Raw genomic sequence first — 18,042 nt, forward strand, 5'->3', positions numbered from 1 at the left:
CTATGCCCCCTTCTGTGACGTGCCCGAAGCTGACTGGGAGTCGGCGTGCTTCGCGGTTTCAGCTTCGCCGGGCTCGGCTTTGCCCGCGGCCATATCAATGTGCTTAGCGGTGGCCGCGGGCTTGCTTGTACCCGCGGGCTTGCTTGTACCCGCGGGCTTGCTTGTACCCGCAGGATTGCTTGTACCCGCAGGCTTGCTTGTACCCGCGGGCTGCACGGTTGCTAGCGCCTTCTTTTCTCCCTGCCCGGCGACCAGCTGCCGCAAGGTCAGGTGGTCCGGTTCGGGAAGGCGGAAGATCCAGCGGATCAGTGCCGGAGCTGCGAGGAGCAAAACGATAACCGACTGGATCACCAACACGAAGTCAATCGGCACCCCCGTTTCAATCTGCATAAGCCGCCCGCCAGCTTTGAAAGCACCAAACAATAGCCCGGCGAAGAAAGTACCGAGCGGCCGGGAACGGCCCAAAAGTGCCACGGTAATAGCATCAATACCAATAGACCCGGGAACCCCGCCATCCAGGTATCCAATATTTGATTGGACTTGGATCGCACCGGCCGTCCCGCACAGGGCACCAGAAAGAGTCAGTGTTAAGGCCGTGACCTTACTAATGGAAATCCCCGCTGAGGCGGCGGCCGTCGGGTTACCACCTATCGCACGCAGTTCGAATCCCCAAGTAGACCGTTCCAAATACCACCACACAAAAACAGCGGCTAGCACGGCCACGAGCATCGCTATATCAACATTGAACGGCGGCCCAATAATAATTGGGAACCGTGCCGAATCGGCCAGAAGCGGGCTGCGGGGCTGGTTATTACCAACCTGCCAATACGGCTTCGTGAGAATAAAGGCCAAGAAGAGAGCAGCAACCGAATTGAGCATGATCGTCATAATCACTTCGGATGCCCCGGTTTTAGCTTTCAAGATACCGGGAATAAACCCGTATGCTGCCCCGCCAAGTATGCCCGCAATCAAGGCCACCAAAACGTGCATGCCACTTGGCAGATCTACGGCGAAACCGACCCAGGCAGCAGCAATCGCCCCGAAGATCAGCTGACCTTGACCACCGATATTGAAAAGCCCGGCCCGGAAGCCCAGTGCCAAACCCAGGCCCGCCAAAATAAGCGGAACCGCGGAACTAATTGTGGTTGCCAAAGGCTGGAACATACGGGCCACCGAAACCGCTTGCGGATTGAAAATCGCGCCGCGGAACATCGCCCCGTATGCTTCCAGCGGGTTAGAACCTGAAATCGCAATCAGTACCGCACCGATAAGGAGGGCGATTACGAAAGCCAGGATGAATACCAGTACTCCGGAGCGGCTAATAACGTGGAATATTGCCCGCAAGCGCGACACTCCGCCGGTGGCTCTAGGCGCCGCTGCCGGCGCTGTACCGGCAACTTTAGGCGCCGCTGCCGGCGCTGTACCGGCAACTTTAGGCGCCGTTGCCGGCGTCGCCCCGGCGCTTCCGGGCGCGGCTGCCGGCGTCGTCCCGGCGGCCGCTCCTGACGCTACTTCCGTGGCCGGGGTTGGTACTTTCGCGGATGGTGTGTCCCTCATTCGCTTTCCCCTTCCTGTTCCTTAGAAAAACCAGCCATCATTAGACCCAGCTCCTGGCGCGGAGTATCCGGGGGCACGATGCCGATAACCCGCCCCCGGTAAAACACGGCGATCCGGTCTGCCAGCGAATAGATTTCGTCTAATTCCGAGGAAATAAGGACCACGGGCACGCCCGCATCCCGCGCCGAAACGATACGCCTGTGAATAAATTCCACGGAGCCTACGTCTACCCCGCGCGTGGGCTGATTGGCAACTAAAAGTTCCAAATCCTGTGATAGTTCGCGGGCTACCACAACTTTTTGTTGGTTCCCGCCCGAAAGCGTGGAGATGGGGTCGTTGACCGAAGACAGCCGCACATCATACTGTTCGGCAAGTTGCTTGGCGTGTTCGATAACGACGTCGCGCCTTAGCACCGGCCCCCGTGAATAGGGAGCTACCCGGTACTTACTGAGCACCATGTTCTCTGCCACCGAGAAACTGCCGATCATGCCATCCGCGAGGCGATCTTCGGGAATATAGCCGAGCCCGGAATCCAGGCGCCGGCGCACCGATTCCCCGCCCACATTGCGCCCGTCCACGCTCACGGTGCCTTCGTCCGGTTTGCGAGAACCGAGCAGAACTTCTGCTAATTCTGTTTGGCCATTGCCTTGCACGCCGGCAATACCGAGGATTTCCCCGGGCCGCACGTTGAAGCTCACGTGATCGAGCGCTACCGAACCGTCATCCGCAAGGAGCGACACATCGGAAACCTCCAGGCCGCCTTCTTTCGGTTCGGCCGGCTTCTTGTCAATGTTGAGAATTACCGGGCGGCCTACCATCATGGTGGCAAGTTCTGCCTGCGTGGAAGTTGGCGAGGCTTCCCCCACCACTTTCCCACGGCGGATAACCGTGATCTTATCGGCCACTTCCTGCACTTCTCGCAGCTTGTGAGTAATGAAAATAATCGACGTTCCACCGGCTGCGAGCTGACGCATAATCTCCATCAACTCGTCGGTTTCTTTCGGCGTTAACACCGCAGTGGGTTCGTCAAGCACCAAAATTTCCGCTTTCCGGGACAGTGCTTTGAGAATTTCCACGCGCTGTTGCACCCCCACCGGCAGATCTTCGATCTTGGCATTGGGGTCGATATCGTAGCCAAATTTTGCGGACAGCTCGCGCACCTGCCGCGCGGCCTGCTTGAAGCTAATCAAACCGGCTTTTCCCATCGGCTCATAGCCGAGGGCCACAGATTCCGCGACAGTAAAAACCGGGACCAGCATGAAATGCTGGTGCACCATGCCAATCCCGGCCGCTACCGCGTCGCCCGCGGAACTGAAATTCTGTTCTTCCCCATCGAGCAGAATCTGCCCTGCATCCGGCTTATATAAGCCATAAAGGACATTCATTAGCGTGGATTTCCCGGCGCCATTTTCACCTAGGAGGGCATGGATCTGGCCTGGCTCCACCGTCAAATCAATATGGTCATTGGCAATAAGCGAGCCGAATTTTTTCGTAATGCCCCGTAGTTCTAGCTTCACGAATGCTCACCTTTCTTCTGTTTCATGTCACGCAATGCCGGAGCCGTAGACCGGGAGGACTCCCGGTGAGAAGCCCCGGTGAGGGTTCCAGTGGGACCCTGATGCAGCTTCCCGATGAGGGTTCCCAGTGGGACCCTAATGCGGCTTCCCGACGAGGGTTCCCAGTGGGACCCTAATGCAGCTTCCCGACGAGGGTTCCCAGTGGGACCCTAATGCAGCTTCCCGACGAGGGTTCCCAGTGGGACCCTAATGCAGCTTCCCGGTGAGGGGCCCCGGTGAGAACCTGTTAAGGGTTCCAGGTGGGGCCCGATGCGGGTCCGGGCGCGTTTTTGGCACGAACCGACTTGGACGCGGTTTCAAACGCGCGCTGCGGTTTCCCGACGACGCCGTAGGGCCGGGCCGAAGCGCATCCCAGTACCGGCATACCCACCGGCCCGGCCCACTCCCCTAGTCGAGGCCGCGTGTAGCCCCGGCTACGGCGTCGTTACTTTACTTCGTAAGCGGAAGGCGAGGTGACCTTGATCTTTCCGTCCGAAATATCCTTCGTGAGCTGGGTAAGCTCATCTTGCAGACCAGCTGGAAGTTCGCGGCCGTAGAAATCAGCTATACCCACGCCCTTATTGGCCAAAGTGCCCACGTATGGCGCCTTATCAAGCTTGCCGCCCATGCCGTCTTCCACGGTCTTGTGGACCGAACTACCGATTTCCTTCATGACGGAAGTAAGGACGATATCGCCGTACTCGGTGGAAGTGTGCCAATCCGAATCCACACCCACGATGAGCGTGTTACCGGCTGACCGTGCCGCAGCTGCCGCACCCAGGCCCACCGGGCCAGCTACCGGCATGATGATGTCCGCGCCCTGGTTCATGAGCTGTTGGGCGAACTGGGTACCCTTGGCTTGATCGGAGAAATCGTTGGTAAACAGACCTTCCTGCTTCTCCTTATCCCAGCCAATCACCTTAACGTTCGTGCCCTTATCCTGGTTGTACTTGGCTACGCCATCCACGAACCCATCCATAAAGATGGTGACGGTAGGAAGTTTTGCGCCACCGAAAGTACCCAAGGTTCCGGTCTTTGTGTATGCGGCCGCCGCATACCCGGCCAAGTAGGCAGCTTCCTGGGTGTTGAAAACGAGGGAACGCGCGTTATCCCCGGTTTTCGTGAGCATATCGTCAACGATGCCGTAGTGGATATCTGGGTTCTGATTGGCAGCGTTAGTAATCGCGTCGTTCAGGGAGTAGCCCACCCCAATTATTAGGTTGCAGCCACCGTTCGTCATCTGTTCCACGTTTGGCGCATAGTCAGAGGAATCCTTTGATTCCGAAGTCTTTATGGAGATTCCGAAATCTTTTTCTGCCTGTTTGAGGCCTTCGTAGGCAGATTGGTTGAAGGACTTATCGTCCCATCCGCCTTCATCGGAAACTAGACACGCGGTGTAATCGCTCTTTGCCGTTTCACCACTTGCGCTGGCGTCACCACTGCCTTTGGCGCCGCCCCCACCACAAGCGGTTAGCACCATTGCTGCCACGGAAAGCAGTGCCGCTATTTTGCTCTTTTTCATTCGGGTACTCCTTCGTACGTAATATCGTGTCCGTTTGTCCCGTTGCCGCTACTGCGACACATACAAAGGTACAGCGATTATTCCTTTCATAGCGAAAATCCGCAGGCATTGGCAACGTCTCTTTTAAGAACGTCCAAGCGTTTTGCGGCTTCCTCGCGCGGTATTTCCTGTGATGGGGCAAATACCACTTCTAAATAGCACTTGAGCTTCGGCTCTGTGCCAGAGGGGCGAACAACTACTCTGTCATTCGCCTCGGTAAGCATGAGGATCCCATCGGTAGGTGGAACCTCTCCATACCCTTCCGCTAGATCCGCAAAAACAGTGACCGGTGAGCCAACCAACTGCCGCGGCGGATTAGCACGAAGCTGCTGCATACCCTTGCTAATCAAGGACAAATCAGCAACCCGGAAGGTCAAAGGCGCGGTGGCATACAACCCATACTCACGCGCAATCTCATCCAAATAGGCCTGCACGCTACTACCCTGGGCTTTCAAATCCGCCGCAATGCGGGCAAGCAGCGCACACGCACTCACACCATCTTTATCGGCAACTGCCCCCGGATTTACGCAAAAACCAATCGCCTCCTCGTAGCCAAAAAGCAAATCGGGCACTCGGGCAATCCATTTGAAACCAGTAAGCGTCACCGCATAATCCAAACCGTGCTTACGCGCGATCTCAGCCAATAACCGGCTCGAGACAATCGAGTTCGCCAACACTCGCCGCGAGCTCACCAATTCCGCGGTTTGTGCCCGCAGGGCTGTACCCGGCCCAGCCATCTGTTTACCCGGACCAGCCACCTGTTCCACCAATTCCGCGGTTTGTGCGGGGGCGGCCGGAGTGGTTTTGCTGGCAATCCAGTTACCCAACAGGGCGCCAATCTCATCACCAGACAACTGCCGCCACTGGCCCGCACTGCCCCAGGGCACTGCGGCAGAACACCGATCCGCATCCGGGTCCAAAGCCAGCACAATATCTGCAGACTCTTCTCGGGCCAGGGCAATAGCCAAATCCAGTGCCCCTTGCTCCTCCGGATTCGGGAAAGCCACCGTCGGGAAATCCGGATCCGGCTCAACCTGCTCCGGCACTACATGCACATGCGCAAATCCGGACGCTCGCAAAACCTCCAGTGCTACCCGGGCTCCAACCCCGTGCATCGGTGTCAACACGATCCGCAAATCCGCACCCGGTACATCCGCACCGGTGCTATTTTCAGCCGCGTTCGTTGTTTGCGCGCCGGCAACGTGCGGGCCATCCGCGCCGGAGCCGGCCGCACTCACATCAGCACTCCCCGAATCAGCACAGCTCGCGCCGGCCGTCCCGGGGCTAGCCGTGCCCGCGCTAACCATGGCACGTACTAATTCCGCGGTTTCGGCAACATAGTCGGCCACCACATCAACGGCGCTCACCCGTTCCCGATCCTGCGCAACCTCATCGGCCGGCGGAGCCGCCGCAATCAAATCCGCAATCTCGGTATCAACCGGAGGCACAATCTGCACACCCGCACCCGGACCGCCAGCTACTCGCCCGCCCAAATAGACCTTGTAACCGTTATCCTGAGCCGGATTATGCGAAGCAGTCACCATCACGCCCGCATCGGCTCCCAGCTTTTTGACCGCGTAAGCCGTAACCGGCGTCGGCAACCGCTCCGGCAAAGCCAAAGCTCGCCCACCAGCCGCCGAAATTACCTGCACCGCTGCCCGTGCAAAATCAGCTGAGCCATGCCGCGCATCACAACCCACCACTACAATGGGCTCCCGCACCCGCTCTTTCAGCCATGCCATCAAACCCGCCGTTGCCCTAATAACCACGGCACGATTCATCCGCGACTCGCCAAAGCCCATACGGCCCCGCAAACCAGCCGTACCAAAATGCAAAGGCCCCGCAAAAGCCTCCCGCAACTCCTGCGCCGCGGCCGCATCAGTTTCGGCCCGCGCCAAAACCGCTTCTAACTCCGCCCGCGTCACCGGATCCGGATCATGAAGCGCCCACTCCCGCGCCCGCGCAATAACCTCCGCCAAATCTGGCGTTATATCCGCCCCATCTGGCATTACATCGGCGCTATCTGGCGTTACATCGGCGCTATCTGGCGTTACGGGAGTTGTTTCGGTTGCGGCATCTTCGCGCATTGCTTCGGTTGCGGCGCCTGCGCTTGTTTCCTCGCTCATTATTCTGCGAATCCTTCCAAGACCTTGGCTGATCCTGACAGTCCCAGGCGCGTGGCGCCCGCCGCGATCATTGCCGCCGCTGTTTTCGCATCACGAATCCCGCCGGAAGCTTTCACTTCCAATCTGTCGCCGACCGTCTGCTTCATTAGTTCGACGGCGTGTACCGAGGCCCCGCCGGCGGAATGGAATCCGGTGGAGGTCTTCACGAAATCTGCTCCGGCAGCTTCGGCAGCTTGGCAGACGGCAATAATCTCGGAATCAGTGAGAGCTGCGGATTCGATGATTACTTTTAGGACGGTGTGCGGTGCTGCTTGCCGCACCGCGGCAATTTCCGCCTGCGTTTTCGAATATTCGCCAGCTTTCGCGTACGCCAAATTAATTACCATGTCGATTTCTTCGGCCCCCTGTGCAGCTGCTAAAGCCGCTTCCGCGGCCTTCACTTCCGGCTGGTGCGCGCCCGAAGGGAATCCGCAGACCACTGCTAGATGCAACCCTTCTGGCAATTCCAAAGGAAGCATCGAGGGGGATACACAGATCGAATACGTCCCCAATTTCACTGCTTCCGCGATAAGCGCGTCCACATCTTGCGCCGTCGCTTCTGGTTTGAGCAGTGTGTGGTCAATCATTTTCGCTACATCGTACCGTTTCAACACTTTCCGTACCTCAGTCTTTCCTGCGTCTTCTGCACGCGGCCCCGCCCTGCACACCAATTCCGCGATTTGTGCGGCCTGTGTTTGCGCCTAATTCCGCGATTTGTGCGGCCTGTGTTTGCGCCTAATTCCGCGATTTGTGCGGCCGGCATCCACCCCGCGGTGCGGGCCTCGCACACTTCCTTGCTGTTCCTAACTGCTCCCAGCGCTCCCGCCGGGTCAATTATTTCTCGCTGTCAAGCCCCTCGGGCAGGAGAACTACTCCCAGCGCTCCCGCCGGCTGGCTATGCGTCCAATCCGGCCAGAGGTAAGGCCAGCTCCATCATCTGCGTAAAAGCAGTCTGCCGCTGCTCCGCCGTCGTCTCCTCCCCCGAAACCAAGGAATCAGAAACCGTAAACAACGCCAAGGCATCCACACCGGCTTCCGCCGCCGTGGCATACAGACCCGCGGTTTCCATCTCCGTGGAAAGCACACCCATGTGCGCCCACTTCTCACTCACCTGCGGATCAAAGTTGTAGAAAACATCAGAAGAAAGCACATTACCCACATGCACCGTCACTTCCGGACGCTTCTCCGCCTCTTTCATCAACGCCGAAAGCAGCTTCCACGAAGCCGTGGGCGCGTAAGTCCCCGGCAACTGGTACTGGTCCAAAAACGCGGAATTAGTAGAAGCACTCATTGCCACCACCACATCAAACATCCGCATATAGGGCTGCATCGCCCCGCACGAACCAATCCGAATCAGCCGCTTCGCCCCAAAATCATGAATCAACTCCCAGGCGTACAAAGAAATCGAGGGAATCCCCATCCCCGACCCCATCACCGAGACCTCATGCCCCTGATACGTACCCGTAAAACCGAGCATGTTACGCACAGAATTAAACTGCACCACATCATCCAAGTAATTATCCGCCACAAACTTCGCCCGTAACGGATCACCCGGGAGCAACACCGTCTGCGCAATCGGCGCCCCATTCGGATTAATATGCGGAGTTTCTTTCCTGGCCATCATATTCCTTTCTCTAACCCACCTTGCGAGCTGGGTACATGCCTTTCGGCTGGCTGCATACCTTTCGGCTGGGTGTCTGCCTGCGGCCTGTCTTTGCCGTGCGGCCTGGCGATTGGCTATGTGCGTCAATTTTTACGGTTACCAACGGTTGCAATGCGTACAATGCACTCATTGCGCCGCTTGCAGTATTGACTACTTGCGGCAAGTCTTTTTGATCGGCATTCGCCTCACGCTTCATAACCTTTTGCGAGCGTGTTTTCTGCGGGCAGCCGCGGTTAGATGATCTTGCCGAGCACGATCTTGCGCTCGGGCACCGGTGTGCCGGGATCTACTACGCTGCATGCCTGCTCCACGTGCGTTTGTGCGATAGCGAATTTTTCGGGCGTATCCGTGTGCAAAGTAAAGAGTTTTTGCCCTGCAGTAACCTCCTCCCCGATATTCACATGAATCTCGACCCCGGCTCCCATTTGGACGGCGTCTTCCTTACGCGCTCGGCCGGCACCTAGTTGCCAGCTGGCGAGTCCAATATCGAGGGCGTCGAGGCGCGAAATGATTCCCGCGCGCGGCGCTTTCACCGTCAGAGTTTCGCGAGCTTGTGGAAGCGGCGCATCAGGGTCGCCGCCCTGGGCGCGGATCATTTGTTTCCAAGTGTCCATGGCGCGGCCATCGCGGAGCGCGGCTTGTGGATCGGCGTCGCGCACACCCGCAAGTTCTAACATTTCTTTCGCGAGGGTAACCGTAAGTTCGACGACGTCGGCCGGGCCGCCGCCCGCCAAGACTTCCACTGCCTCCGCAACTTCTAAAGCATTTCCAACCTTGTGCCCGAGTGGAGTGGACATGTCCGTGAGGAAAGCCCGGGTCTGCCTGCCAGCGCGATTGCCCATTTGCACCATGGTTTCCGCAAGTTTGCGGGCATTATCCAGGTCCTTCATGAAAGCACCGCTACCGACCTTCACATCCAAGACCAGGGCGGCAGTACCTTCCGCGAGCTTCTTCGACATGATCGAAGAAGCAATAAGCGGGATACTATCGACTGTTGCCGTAATATCCCGCAGCGCATAAATCTTCTTATCCGCAGGTGCTAACTCCGCACTTGCGGCGGCTATCATGCATCCCACCGATTCCAGGATCTCAATTACTCGATTTGGAGAGACATCGGCCTGCCAGCCCGGAATTGATTCGAGCTTATCTAGAGTGCCGCCGGTGTGCCCGAGCCCGCGCCCGGAAAGCATGGGCACTGCTACCCCAAAGCTAGCGACCAGCGGAGCTAGCGGAAGGCTAATCTTATCGCCCACCCCACCCGTGGAATGCTTATCGACCGTGGCGCGGGAAATATTGAAAAAGTCCATTATTTCCCCGGAATCAACCATGGCTTGCGTCCAGTTCTGGATCTCTTCCGGGTTCATACCCTGGAAGAAAATTGCCATGGCGAGCGCTGCCATTTGCTCATCGCCCATGGCCCCGTGCGTATATGCGTCGATCACCCATGCGATCTGGGAGGGGCTAAGTTCGCCGCCATCCCGTTTCTGCCGAATAATATCGACGGCGGCAAAACTTTGGGGACTCTGGGCTCGGGAATCAGCGTGCAGGTTTTCAGCCATTTGACTCTTTTCCTCTCCGCGCCTCATTGCGCAGGTTGTGCCGCGCGCAACGGCGCGGCTTTCCCTCTCGGAATACACGGAAAAGGCGAATGGGCGATTTGCGAACACCGTTCGCCGGGCGGCCCTAAAACGGTTCTTGGCACTCGAGAAAGCACACGTACATTCTACGCGCACCCCGGGGGCTCAACCGAACGGTGAGCACGTAGAGGTATATCTCTATACATGGTTCGTGCGAACTGTGAGCTAAACTCGCCGTTCCCCGTAATCCTTGCTTTTATGGTATTTCAGAGCATATCAATTGTCAAAACCAATCCTTGCAAACGTTCCCACCTTGGCTTTTACCAATTCCGCGGTTTGTGTTCGTACTAAATCCGGGGTTTGCGCTTCCTACCAATTCCGCGGTTTGCGCTTCCTACCAATTCCGCAACTTGCGTTCCCACTAATTCCGCGGTTTGCGCCTCCCACCAATTCCGCAACTTGCGTTCCCACTAATTCCGCGGTTTGCGCCTCCCACCAATTCCGCAACTTGCGTTCCCACTAATTCCGCGGTTTGCGCTTCCTACCAATTCCGCGATTTGTGCGCGCGAACTTTTGAATGGCCGGCAACGCGACATGTTTCGAAACTCTCGTGGCGCGAAATGTTCGATTTCAAACTGCGTTTAAAAGTCGCGAAATTTTGCCTGCCTTTCTAGCTTTCGGCGAGTAATGTTTTCCTTGCCGTACCTGCGGGAAGGCGCGGAAACCCATTCGTATCTTTCACGCTGGCGGTTTGGCGGGGCACGGCCACATGTTTCCACGCTCCTGCCTCGCTATCCCTCTATCCACAACCGCCTAACCGCGGTTCCACTCGACGACGAGTAGGGAGATATCTTGGTACCAAGCTATTGTGTGAAAGATTTAGTGCAGAGCGGTCCTTTGCTCTTGGGCATGATTCTGCTTGCGGTAGTTCTCATTGCTGTTGGTCTCGCAGTGCGGGGGCGACGCCGAACGGCAGTGGCCGCGAGCGCAGCCTGCCTGCTGGCATTACTCCCCTTCACCGGGCCAGATGCGAATGCCAGTGCCAACGCACCACAACGCGATTGCCCGGCCGGCTACCACTATGACGCTTCCAAAGCGCATAAAGCAGCTGGTAAGGCGCCGGCCAGCAAGCCCGCTGGACCGGCCAAAAGTCAGCCGGCAGCCGCTCCGGGAACAGACGCTAAGGCGCCCAACAACGGGCCGGTGGCCGGCGGCGGGGAAACTGGTGGCCAAACCGATGTGCAAGCGGGCGCGCAAACTGACAACCCTGCTGGTAAGCCAGTAGGTGGCCAAACTGGGAAGGAAGGTGATTCCCCGCAACAGCCCGGCGCTAATCCGGCTCCTGCCACGCCGGTCGATCGGCCTGCCGCAGATGAATCGTGGATGTCCGTACCCCGTACGTACACTCTGCAAGCGGATGGCTCGTCCGGGAAGACCCTCGCCGGGGACGAAATCCTCAACTGGGACATTATGAAGAAAACCGTCCGCGCCTACTATGGGGCCGGTGCGGACGGCGTCGCCAATAAAACTTCCTCCCCGTATATTTCCGAAATGACGGCACTGACCGCGCAAAAGACACCGGAAATTGCGGCCGCGTGCAAGGCTGCGGTTAATGCGGGCGAGCGTCCCGCCGTCGTACTCGATACCGACGATACGACGCTGTGGACGTACGACATGGAAGATTCTTACATGCACTTCTTCTTCAGCCAGGCTAAACAGGATGCATATTTTGCGGAACATATGCTTCCGGCTACTCCCGGCATGGTGCAGTTGGTGCAGGAAGTGCGCGCTTCCGGGTGTGAGATTATTGGGCTGACGGGGCGTAAGGATAACGAAAAAGCGCATACGTTAGAGAATTTACGGGTCGCTGGCTACGTTGATGCAGCGGGTAACCCTCTGTTCACGCCTGATTTGTTCTTCACCAAGTTTGTTGTGGGAGCGCCCCTGCCAGATTATTTGGTGGCGCAAGGCCGGTGCGATACCAAGGCCGGAAAGTGTACGACGGTCCAATACAAGGCGGGCACCCGCGAATATTTGCGCGATGAGCGTGGATATAGGATCGTGGCCAATATTGGCGATCAATGGTCGGATTTGCAAGGCGGCCGGGCAGACAGTTGGATCAAATTACCCAACCCTTCCTACTACTTGCCTAGCCCCAACCTCGATGCCGAAAGCAAGGCGCACGACGACGCCGCCGGCATGGACCCGGCAACCGTGACCTACACGGTAGCTGCCGACGGTTCCACCGGGAAAGCGGCGGGGGTACGCGGCGACAGCATTCCGAACGTGGACGTGGTCAAGGCGACGATTCGGCAATACTATGCTGCGCACCGCGATGACACCGGAAAGATGGTGGCTAACCGGGAAGATTCTCCTTACATTCGGGAAACGAAGGCAAAGCATGCTGCGGCCGCACAGGACGTGCGGGGCAAGTGTGCGGCGGCTGCCGCGCGTGGGGAAAAGCCGGCAATTGTGCTCGATATGGACGATACGGCCCTGTGGATGTATGACATGGAAGAAACCATGGAATTCAATTTCTCCCCGGCTTTCCAGGAGCAATACCTGAAAACTGACTATCATTCCATGCCGGCCGTGCCCGGAATGGTTGACGTTGTGCAAGAAGCACGCGCGGGCGGGTGCGATTTCATTGGGCTTACCGGGCGCAGTGAAGATTACCGGGATGTTACGTTGCGCAATCTTAGCGAGGCCGGTTATCCGGCTCCTACCCAGCTTTTCCTGAAAGCCTCCTCGAAGCGGGAAAAGCTCCCCAGCTACGTGAGTTGCGAAAAGGAAAAGTGCACGACGGTTGAGTTTAAGAGCTCCACGCGGCGGCATTTGGAAAACGATCTGGGCTACCGGATCGTGGCGAACTTCGGCGATCAGTACTCTGATTTGCGCGGCGGCTATGCCGATAGTGCTTATAAGATCCCGAACCCTACGTACTATTTGCCGTAAGGGCAATGTAAGGGCAAAACCTATATATCGCAAGGGAAAACGTAAGGGGGAAATGGTAAAAGACTAAAACCGTCAAAGAATAAAAGGGATTTGGCTAGCTGGGTTTTAATCCCGGCAGGAAATAACACTGGTCCGTGGCTACCCCGAAAGGTAGCCACGGACCAGTGTCATATTCAAGGCCGGCTAGATCGTTTTGTTTAGATTCGGGCCACGTGGGCCACGATGCCTTTCTCTGCGTCCCCGCCTGCCACGCTCGCTTCTACCGAGAGCGTTTCGTGCTTGATCATGTCCAAATGTGTTTCCACATCTGCCACATGCTCTTCGGGCACTTCCAGGCGCAAACGAATCCGATCAGAAACCTCGAAATCAGCTGCCTTGCGGGCATCTTGCACCGCCCGCACTACATCACGGGCATAGCCTTCTGCCAAGAGCTCGGCGTCCAATTCGGTATCGAGCGACACGAAGGATCCCGAAGGCAATGCGGCTGCCACCGTTCCTTCTTCCGCTTCTACCCGGACGGTCACCGTGAACTGGCCGGGCGCAAGTTGCACATCCTGGCCATCTAGATGCAAGACGGCTACGCCGTCGTCGCCTAGATCCCAGGCGCCTTCCCGCGCTGCCTTAAACAGCTGACTGGTAAGTTTGCGCGTATCTTGATCCAGTTCGCGCGGTAGAACCGCGAGTTCCTGCACAATCTGCATCCCTGAATGCTCGGCGTCCTTGAGTTCGACCTCCTTGACGTTCACCTCCGCTGCGATGAGATCCGTGAAGGGTGCCAGGGGCTTAGCCGTCACAATCGTCATTCGGCGCAAAGGTTGACGTACCCGCAGGGAATGGGTCTTGCGCAAAGAATGGGCGGCAGAAACAACTTCCCGCACCTCATCCATGGCTGTGCGCAAAGATTCGTCCGCCCACGCCTCCGGCAGTTCGGGCCAATCTTCCAGATGGACCGAACGTCCGCCCGTCAGGCCCTTCCAGATTTCCTCCGTAACCAGCGGGGCAAGCGGCGCCATAACGCGCATGAGTACCTCTAGCGCGGTGTACAGCGTATCGAAAGCGGCTTCGTCTTCATTCCAGAACCGGTCGCGCGTGGTCCGCACATACCAATTGGTTAGCAAATCCAGGAAGGCTTCCACTGCCTCGCAAGCATCCGTAATCGCATAATCATCAAGATTACTACGTACGGTATCAGCCAGATTCTTTACCGAGGCCAACAGGTAGCGGTCCATGACGTCGAGTCGGTCCAGATCATCGGCACCAACCGTGCGAGCCCGGTACCCTTCCCCGCCGTCACACGCATTTGCGTATAGGGAGAAGAAATACCAGGAGTTCCACACGGGGAGCAGGACGGTGCGCACGGTATCGCGCAGGCCTTTCTCGGTGACCACAAGATTGCCGCCGCGCACCACTGCTGAACTCATGAGGAACCAGCGCATTGCATCCGCGCCTACCTCGTCAAACATTTCGTACACGTCCGGATAATTGCGCAAAGACTTCGACATCTTCTGCCCGTCCGAACCGAGCACGATCCCGTGCGAAATACAGGTCCGGAAGGCTGGGCGGTCAAAGAGCGCGGTGGCCAGCACGTGCATGGTGTAGAACCAGCCGCGAGTCTGCCCAATATATTCGGTAATGAAATCCCCCGGATAGTGATCTTCAAACCACTCTTTATTCTCGAAGGGATAGTGCACCTGGGCGTAGGGCATGGAGCCGGATTCAAACCAGCAATCCAGCACGTCAGGGATACGCCGCATGGTCGACTTACCGGTCGGGTCATCCGGATTTGGGCGGGTTAGTTCATCCACATACGGGCGATGCAGATCCACTTCCCCCTTCTCATTGCGCGGCAACCTGCCAAAATCGCGTTCCAATTCCGCGAAGGAACCGTATACGTCGGTGCGCGGATAATTCGGATCATCGCTACGCCACACCGGGATCGGGCTACCCCAATACCGATTCCGCGAAATCGACCAGTCGCGCGCGCCAGACAACCAGTTACCGAAAATCCCGTCCTTAATGTGGCTCGGGGTCCAATCGATCTGCTGGTTGAGCTCCACCATCCGATCCCGGAAAGCCGTGACCTTAACAAACCAGGACGAAACCGCCTTGTAAATCAGGGGTTTGCGGCAACGCCAGCAGTGCGGGTAAGAGTGCACGTATTTCTTCACCTGGATGAGGACGGAGCGGTCGTGCGGCTCGCGCCGTCCCAGCGGCCCACTTTCTGGATTGGCCAGATCGTGAATCACCAGCTTATTGGCATCAAATACCTGTTTACCTTGGTAGTCGGAAACTTCCGCGGTGAACCGGCCACCTTCATCAACGGGCACGACGGCGCGAATACCCACCTCGTTACACACGTTCATATCGTCTTCACCAAAGGCCGGGGCAATATGGACCAGCCCGGTACCATCTTCGGTAGTGACGAAATCGCCAGCAATAACGTGGTAGGCCTGCGGGCCGGGCGCCTCATCTGCGGGCCGGTCCAGGAAGTAGTCGAAGATCGGCGCATAGGAACGACCCACCAAATCGGCTCCGGTAAGGCGTTCCACAATTTCTGGATCTTCGCCGAGCTCGGCGCTATATGCTTCGAGCCGGGCAGCGGCGAGCACGAACTTTTCGCCGGCCCAATCTCCTTCGCGGGGGCGTACCACCACGTATTCGATATTCGGCCCCACGGCGATCGCCAAGTTGGACGGAAGCGTCCACGGCGTCGTGGTCCAGATCAGCGCGAGCTCACCGGTTTCGAGACGCAACCCCACGGTGACGGTGAGATCTTCACGGTCTTGGTAGACGTCGTCATCCATGCGTAGTTCATGGTTTGAAAGCGGTGTTTCATCGTGCCAGCAGTAGGGCAAAACCCGGTATCCGTCGTAGGCCAGGCCCTTGTCATACAAGGTCTTAAACGCCCACATTACGGATTCCATATACGGGGTATCAAGCGTCTTGTAGTCGTTTTCAAAATCGACCCAACGGGCTTGCCGCGTAACGTAGTCTTCCCATTCCTGGGTGTAACGCAAAACGGACGTGCGGCACTCGGCGTTGAACTTCGCGATGCCCATATCGTGGATTTCATCGGTGGTTTCGATGCCGAGCTGGCGCATAGCTTCTAACTCGGCAGGAAGCCCGTGGGTGTCCCAGCCGAAACGGCGTTCTACATGCCGGCCTTCCATCGTTTTGAAGCGGGCCACCACGTCTTTAATGTAACCGGTGAGTAGATGCCCGTAGTGCGGCAACCCGTTTGCGAAAGGCGGGCCATCATAAAATACGAATTCATTCGAACCGTGGTCCCCAGAAGGACGCTGGTCTACTGACGCTCGGAAAGTTTTATCTTCTTTCCAGAACGCGAGAGTCTGCTCCTCCAGTTCGGGGAAATTCGGGCTGGCTTTAACGCCGCCTTCGCGGTGAAGCGGGTACTTCACGTGCTTCTCCTCAACTCGCTCATCAATACTGTTGAGGACGAGCCCGGTTTCCCGGCACCCGCGGTACCACCTCTTTTGCGTAACGCCAGCCGCTACCAACTATGCGTACGCCGCTTATTTGGGGCGATAACGGGCCCTTCCGTTCCGGGTCTAATAAGAACGACGGCGCCCGGTTCGCGATTCGTGCACACAAGAACAGCGAAGGAGGACCGTACAATTCCGTTCTTCCAGAAAGCTCGCCGGTGATACCTGCAATTCGCTCCGCAAGCAACCGCGTGGGAACGGATCGACAGCCGGGTCAAAGCCAACGCCGCTTATTGTACCGCGCGTTTGCGGTAATGCACATTGACGTCCGCCACGCTCCCCCGGCACGACTAAATCCGCGATTTGTGTACGGGTACGAATTCTTCAGGTGCGGAAAACCCAGCGCGAACTAATTCCGCGGTTTGTGCGCGCGAACTAATTCCGCGATTTAGGTCGCCACCAATTCCGCGATTTAGGTCGCCACCAATTCCGCGATTCTTGCGGTACAAGCACGGCCCGGATGCGTAGATAATGGCAATACTGTTCGCTCAAACCGCGGAATTGGTGCCAAACGAGCTGAGGTTGCTACCAATTCCGCGATTTGTGCGGCGGCGTCGTACCCACAATTCTCAGCGCCGTACCCGCAACAAAGAATAAATTGTACGCCGTTACATGCTTCGGTCTTTATCTATGGAAGCTTGGGCGCCGGCCACGATAGCCGCCCCAAAACCACGTTGTTCGAGCTCCACTACCCCGGCCACGGTGGTCCCGCCGGGCGATTGCACCAGATCAGCAAGGTCGGCCGCAGACAGATCGGACTCCAGTGCCATTCGCGCCGCCCCCAGCATCGCCTGCGCAGCTATCCGGCTCGAAAGTTGCTTGGACAGGCCATTTTTTACCCCCGCCCTGGCAAGGGCGTCAATAAAGGTAAAAACGTAGGCGGGTGAACAACCCGCGAGCGCGGAAAAGACCCCAAAATGGTCTTCGTCAATATCTTCAACTTGACCCACCGCCGCAAAAATCTCGCGTACCTGGGCGAGCTGTGTATCGCTCACAAATTCGTTGCGCGCAATTCCCGTCATCGACTCGCCGACTGCCGCGCACACATTTGGCATGGTCCGCACTATCGCTTGTTCGGCTTCCAGATGCGAGGCCAAGAATCCCAGATCCCGCCCAGCTGCGACCGAAACAATTACGCTTTGTTGCCGGCTTGCTTCCGCCCGGATTTCTTCTAAAACCGCGCCAATAATCTGCGGCTTTACGGCAAGAACGATGATTGCGCCGCGCCCGGCTTGCGCCACTAATTCCGCGTTAGAAGCGGCAACGTTCACCCCGGTTTCCGCTGCGAACGTACGCGCGTGCGCGGGCTTGCCGGCGGCGACGACTAGGCGCTGTGGATCCGTGCCCGCCGCGATAAGGCCACGGGCCAAAGCCCCACCAAGATTGCCAATTCCGATAAAACCAATCATGGCTACTCTTTCCGTGATTTCTGCGAAAACTCTTCCCGTCAACCTTACTGGGAGTGGCGGCTTAGCTCAGAGTTTGGCCCGCAGCCGGATTTTGGC

General features: G+C 57.6%; 10 protein-coding genes. 1 reads left to right on the forward strand and 9 read right to left on the reverse strand.

Features of this window, described 5'->3' with window-relative positions:
• From BLT47_RS00790 to BLT47_RS00820, 7 genes are all read right to left on the reverse strand, one after another.
• Positions 1-1,557, reverse strand: a complete 1,557-nt coding sequence (locus BLT47_RS00790; RefSeq protein WP_074660707.1) for an ABC transporter permease — start codon at positions 1,555-1,557, stop codon at positions 1-3.
• A complete protein-coding gene (locus BLT47_RS00795) occupies positions 1,554-3,074 on the reverse strand; it encodes an ABC transporter ATP-binding protein (protein ID WP_049618779.1) in 1,521 nt (506 codons plus the stop codon). The genes BLT47_RS00790 and BLT47_RS00795 overlap by 4 nt, the downstream gene beginning before the upstream one ends.
• Before the next feature lie 484 nt (positions 3,075-3,558).
• The gene (locus tag BLT47_RS00800) at positions 3,559-4,635 is read right to left on the reverse strand and encodes a BMP family lipoprotein (RefSeq protein WP_049618780.1); all 1,077 of its coding nucleotides are present in this window, start codon (positions 4,633-4,635) and stop codon (positions 3,559-3,561) included.
• A gap of 86 nt (positions 4,636-4,721) precedes the next feature.
• Complete coding sequence (locus BLT47_RS00805; RefSeq protein WP_074660863.1) at positions 4,722-6,683, reverse strand: phospho-sugar mutase; 1,962 nt, start codon at positions 6,681-6,683, stop codon at positions 4,722-4,724.
• Positions 6,684-6,799: 116 nt separating this feature from the next.
• Positions 6,800-7,426: a deoxyribose-phosphate aldolase gene (gene deoC, locus BLT47_RS00810; RefSeq protein ID WP_065414660.1), complete on the reverse strand. Its 627-nt coding sequence runs from the start codon at positions 7,424-7,426 to the stop codon at positions 6,800-6,802.
• A 308-nt stretch (positions 7,427-7,734) separates the two neighbouring features.
• Positions 7,735-8,463 (reverse strand): purine-nucleoside phosphorylase, encoded by a 729-nt coding sequence (gene deoD, locus BLT47_RS00815; RefSeq protein ID WP_065414641.1) that lies wholly within the window; start codon positions 8,461-8,463, stop codon positions 7,735-7,737.
• Positions 8,464-8,735: 272 nt separating this feature from the next.
• Positions 8,736-10,061 (reverse strand): thymidine phosphorylase, encoded by a 1,326-nt coding sequence (locus BLT47_RS00820; RefSeq protein WP_074660710.1) that lies wholly within the window; start codon positions 10,059-10,061, stop codon positions 8,736-8,738.
• Positions 10,062-10,961: 900 nt separating this feature from the next.
• On the opposite strand from BLT47_RS00820, the gene BLT47_RS00830 reads away from it, so the two are divergent.
• Complete coding sequence (locus BLT47_RS00830) at positions 10,962-13,034, forward strand: HAD family acid phosphatase (protein ID WP_143021728.1); 2,073 nt, start codon at positions 10,962-10,964, stop codon at positions 13,032-13,034.
• Between the two features lie 197 nt (positions 13,035-13,231).
• Here BLT47_RS00830 and ileS read toward each other — a convergent pair whose 3' ends face one another.
• Both ileS and proC read right to left on the reverse strand, forming a co-directional pair.
• The gene (gene ileS / locus BLT47_RS00835; protein WP_256332486.1) at positions 13,232-16,453 is read right to left on the reverse strand and encodes an isoleucine--tRNA ligase; all 3,222 of its coding nucleotides are present in this window, start codon (positions 16,451-16,453) and stop codon (positions 13,232-13,234) included.
• A 692-nt stretch (positions 16,454-17,145) separates the two neighbouring features.
• Positions 17,146-17,988, reverse strand: coding sequence for a pyrroline-5-carboxylate reductase (gene proC / locus BLT47_RS00840; RefSeq protein ID WP_231583022.1), 843 nt, complete (start codon positions 17,986-17,988; stop codon positions 17,146-17,148).
• Positions 17,989-18,042 lie beyond the last annotated feature (54 nt).

It is taken from the genome of Actinobaculum suis, assembly GCF_900102025.1.
GTDB lineage: Bacteria > Actinomycetota > Actinomycetes > Actinomycetales > Actinomycetaceae > Actinobaculum > Actinobaculum suis.